Origin of the sequence: Actinomyces sp. MRS3W (assembly GCF_032465695.1) — a bacterium.
In the GTDB taxonomy this organism is placed as follows: domain Bacteria; phylum Actinomycetota; class Actinomycetes; order Actinomycetales; family Actinomycetaceae; genus Actinomyces.
This window is the reverse complement of record NZ_JAWDJJ010000063.1, coordinates 1-2,472: the sequence shown is the minus strand read 5'-3', so window position 1 is coordinate 2,472 and position 2,472 is coordinate 1. Positions and strand designations below refer to the sequence as shown.

Annotated in this window: 3 protein-coding genes and 1 tRNA gene; 2 read left to right on the top strand and 2 right to left on the bottom strand. The window is 70.2% G+C overall.

Features of this window, described 5'->3' with window-relative positions; translation table 11 throughout:
* Both RWX45_RS01850 and RWX45_RS01845 read right to left on the bottom strand, forming a co-directional pair.
* Positions 1 to 534: N-terminal phage integrase SAM-like domain-containing protein (locus RWX45_RS01850; protein WP_316022090.1), on the bottom strand; the 534-nt coding region annotated here is incomplete at its 3' end.
* 129 nt (positions 535 to 663) lie between these two features.
* Positions 664 to 740, bottom strand: a tRNA-Lys gene (locus RWX45_RS01845).
* Between the two features lie 139 nt (positions 741 to 879).
* Here RWX45_RS01845 and RWX45_RS01840 point away from each other — a divergent pair.
* Both RWX45_RS01840 and RWX45_RS01835 read left to right on the top strand, forming a co-directional pair.
* Positions 880 to 1,851, top strand: a complete 972-nt coding sequence (locus tag RWX45_RS01840) for a CPBP family intramembrane glutamic endopeptidase (RefSeq protein ID WP_316022089.1) — start codon at positions 880 to 882, stop codon at positions 1,849 to 1,851.
* 85 nt (positions 1,852 to 1,936) lie between these two features.
* Positions 1,937 to 2,472: hypothetical protein (locus RWX45_RS01835; RefSeq protein WP_316022088.1), on the top strand; the 536-nt coding region annotated here is incomplete at its 3' end.

Here is a 2,472-nt window from a genome sequence, read left to right as displayed (position 1 = left end):
GCCTTGGGGCGCCCGGATCGGGGCGGGCGGCGCCTGGACCAGGCGGGCGACGTTGCGCGGCGCGACCTCCTCACGCTCGGCCACCGCGAGCGCCGCCCGCAGCACCCTGTGCACCTTCGCGGCTGTGGAGGTGGAGGCTCCGGTGGCGGCGATGCGGGCGTGCAGAGCACGGACGTCGGCGGCGGTGAGCCGGTCGATGGGGCGGGAGCCGATAGCGGGGGTGATGTGCACGCGGATGATGGAGCGGTAGTCGGCGGTGGTGGATGGCTTGCGGCGGGGTGCGACGTCCTGGTCGATCCACCGGTTCAGCCACTCGGCGAGGGTCAGGGGCCGGCCGGTGGTGAGGTCGCCGGTGCGGGCCAGCTCCAGTTGGGCGGCGCGCATTTTGCGGACGGCCTCGGTCTTAGTCTTGGCGCGGATCGTCTTGCGGCGGCGTCGGCCCGTGACCGGGTCGGCCGGGAGTGCGATGGATGCCGCCCACAGGCCGGAGGACTTCTCACGGTAGATGGAGCCCTCGCCCTTACCCCTCGCCATCAGTCCCTCCACTGGTGTAGCCGCAGGTGTAGCCATACCATAGCGGAAATAGGCGAAATAGAGGGCTCTAGCGTTGGTGGGGGAGTGGGAGGTTTCCGCCGGGATGGCGGGTTTTCGTTGGTTTCTCGCTGGTGCCCCCCGTGGGGCTCGAACCCACGACCTTCGGATTAAAAGTCCGCAGCTCTAACCAACTGAGCTAGAGGGGCGTGCCCACGGTCGGGAGCAGAGCCCGCACGCCGTCGGCCGGGCCAGCATAACGGATCATCCGCCGCGAAGCCGAGCCGGGCCGCGCCCGGTGCCGCGCTCCGAGCGATAGGGTGCTCACACCTGCCAGGGAGGACGCGCATGACCGACCCTACTGACCCTGCTGATACCGCAGCCGGGAACGGCCCACATGCTGCTTGGGGGCCGATCGCCCTGTACTGCCTACTCGCCTACGGGCTGGCATGGATTGTTTGCGTGCCCTTGTGGCTGAACGGTGGCCTCACCCACCCGTTGTTTCTACCGCTGTCCGTGGTGATGATGCTGACCCCAACCATCGCCTCGCTGCTGGTTGTCCGTGTGGTTGAGCGGCGGCCGGTGCTGACGGCGCTCGGCCTGCGGGTGCCCCGCGGACGAGTCGGTCGTACCCTCGCCACCGCGGCCCTCGTGATGGTGCTGGTATTCGTCGTCATCGTGCTGGGCCTGTGCGTGAGCGCGGGTGCGGGCGTCTTCGCGCTCGATCTTGTCGGCATGGGTGCCTTCAGGGAGGTTCTTGAATCCCAACTTGCCGCCGCCGGAACCGATCCGGGATCGCTGGGGATGCCGCTGCGGGTGCTGTGGCTGGCGCAGTTCGTCAACCTCCTTGCGGCAGCGCTGCTCAACACTTTGCCCGCGCTGGGGGAGGAGATCGGCTGGCGCGGCTACCTGTTCCCGCGGTTGACTGCGCTTATCGGTGCACGGTGGGCCGTGGTGGCCACGGGCGTCATCTGGGGCCTGTGGCACGCCCCGCTCATCCTGCTCGGCTACAACTATCCGTCCCACCCGGTGCTCGGTCTGGGGCTCATGTGCGTGTTCTGCACAACCACGGGGGCACTGCTGTCCTGGGCGCGGCAACGCACCGGCAACGTGTGGGCCTGCGCCGTCGGCCACGGAGCCATCAACGCATTGGCAAACGGCACCATTGTCCTCTTCGGTGCGGCCGGTCAGGAAGTCGACACCGTCACCGCCACCATCATGGGACTGAGTGGGTGGCCGGTTGGCGCCGTCGTGCTCGCCTGCGTCTTCGCCTCCCCCGCTTTCCGGCGACGTCGGTCGGCGGCGCATGCGGGACAATGAGACACACGTGCCCACCGCCGGCCCGCGTCCACCTGCCACGACGTCGGCCGGCCCGGTCAGCAACCGGGAGTCGAAAGGAGTTCCTATGGCCCGCCAGTTCCACCGTCCCGCCCGGCTCGACCCCGAAGCGGCCGAGAGCATCGAAGGCAGCGCGGACACCGCCGTCGCCTCCGAACTCGCTCACCACGCCGCCCAAGCCCTCATCGGCGGCTTCCCCAACGACTCGCCCGAGACGGACACCTCCATCGAGCGGATCACCCGCGACGGCGTCGTCGCGGCGGTTGCCGACCACGGCGTCGACGACGTCGCCGAGCTCTGGGCCGATTCGCCGGCCACCACCCTCCCGGGCACGCTCTGGCGGCTGTTCCTGCTGCGCGAGTGGATCCGCCGCGACCCGGAACTGGTTGAGCGCCGCTACGCCACCGCCGTCGACCTGACCGGCCTGACGGATCCCGCCGACCCCGAGGCGGCCGCCGTCCTGGCCCGCCTGGAGGCCGCACTCACCGACGCCCGGAGCGTCCCCTCCCCCCAGGAGGTACGCCTTGCCCTCGACGACGTACTCGCGGGTCGCCTGGAGGGATCGGTGCCCGCGCTTGCGCCGGTGCTGGCCACCGCCGCGGG

Coding starts and splice junctions, on each gene's coding strand:
- RWX45_RS01840 (WP_316022089.1), top strand. CDS start 880: ATGACCGACCCTACTGACCCTGCTGATACCGCAGCCGGGAACGGCCCA.